General features: G+C 38.9%; 1 protein-coding gene and 1 pseudogene. Both read left to right on the top strand.

Annotation, left to right across the window (positions count from 1 at the left end; genetic code table 11):
* Positions 1-169: 169 nt before the first annotated feature.
* Positions 170-826 (top strand): RepA protein, encoded by a 657-nt coding sequence (locus FPQ13_RS12985; protein WP_229864727.1) that lies wholly within the window; start codon positions 170-172, stop codon positions 824-826.
* A 618-nt stretch (positions 827-1,444) separates the two neighbouring features.
* Positions 1,445-1,687, top strand: a pseudogene (locus tag FPQ13_RS13680) (hypothetical protein); the annotation flags it as partial.

Here is a 1,687-nt window from a genome sequence, read left to right on the forward strand (position 1 = left end):
AGAACTTAAGAAATAGAATAAGTTAAGTAGTTGATACTCAATATAGGGTATTTTCCATATTGGAAAATCTGATTTTCCATATTAGAAAGTCACTCTTTCCTATTAGATGTTAAAAAGGAAAATATATTTTGCTTTTTTATTGTATTAATGGAAATTTAAATATTCCTTTGTGGAAAATCAAATTATACTTTTTCACCGATATATAGAAAGTCAAATTTGCCTAAATAGAATGTTTATGGAAAATAAGAAAGTACTCAAATTAACCGATTTTCAAAAAAACGAAGAAAACCCCTTTATGAAACAAGCAATTGAAGGGATTGAAAATCACGTTGTTAAGAAATACAAAAGTAGTACGGGAAGTGATAAAAAAGCTGTAGTTGCTGTTGCTGATACAGATACAGGAGAAGTATTCAAAACCTCGTTTATCCGACAAATAGAAGTAGATGAAGAGCAATTTGCAAAACTATACCTTGCGAATTTTGCCGCTTTTTTCAATCTATCACAATCAGCTATTCGGGTTTTCGGGTATATTCTAACTTGCATGAAGCCTAAGAATGATATGATAATTTTCGATAGGCGAAAATGCTTAGAATACACCCAATACAAATCAGACAAAGCCATATACAAAGGATTGGCAGAGCTCGTACAAAGTGAAATCATAGCAAGAGGTCCAAACGAATATAATTGGTTCATTAATCCGTTGATTGTCTTTAATGGGGATAGGGTTTCATTTACAAAAACATACGTTCGGAAAAAGACTTTAGCTGCCCAAAAGAAAGAAGAAGCAGAGAAACGACAGTTATCACTTGGTTTTGATGAACTGTAACACTCCATTGAGTGAAGCTGCCGTTTGGTCGCTCCCCCTTTGGGGGCGGGGGGGGGATAGATAAAGTTCCTCTATGTAAAGTTATAATGGGGGATGAAAGGCAAGGTTCGCTAACCTTACCCCGATTGTTTATGCTTCCCAGCATTCAATCTATCCCCGTTTATGGGTTTCTCTTTCACCCTACAAAGATAACCTCATGGGGGAAAAATGTCCAAGAATATGGGGTAAAAACTATCAAGTCGGTAGAAAATAAGTATCTTTGAAGTACATTTTTAGTAGAGGTACTGGTATGCCTAGACGAAGCAGATAGGCAAAAATAAAGCCGCTGGAGATGTCGGATGTCCGTCAATTAACTCCAGCGGCTTGTATTTTGGTAACTCTCCCGTATCGGTCGGCTACCGTTTGGTCAGCAACAAAGGTAGTACTTTATTGTCGCAAATCCAAATGTTTTCCCCTTTATTTGTGCATTTACAGAACATTTGCTAACTTCGCACCTATGCAGTATGGTGATAGCACACTAGCACCCTAAAGGGTGCGTGTGTAAGGGGACAAGCCCCCTTAACCCCCTGTCAGCCGGCTGTCACCGGCTGTTATCGATTGTCACAAAAATGTTAACTTATGGGAGCAACAAGTATTCATGTACAAGCAGTGAAGCCGGGGAGCGAGATTCACAACTTTAGGGAAAAAGAGTTGGACTATGTTCGTCCGGAACTTAGTCATTTGAATGAAAGCTGGGTTGGAGATAGCATCTCCCATCGGCTGGAGAGTGCGAAACAGAGATATTTCGATACGGTTGGGCAGAAGATGCAGACTAAAGCAGCACCCATACGGGAGGGGGTAATAGTAATCAAGCAAGAAACC

The organism is Allobacillus salarius, from assembly GCF_007559425.1.
GTDB lineage: Bacteria > Bacillota > Bacilli > Bacillales > Alkalibacillaceae > Allobacillus > Allobacillus salarius.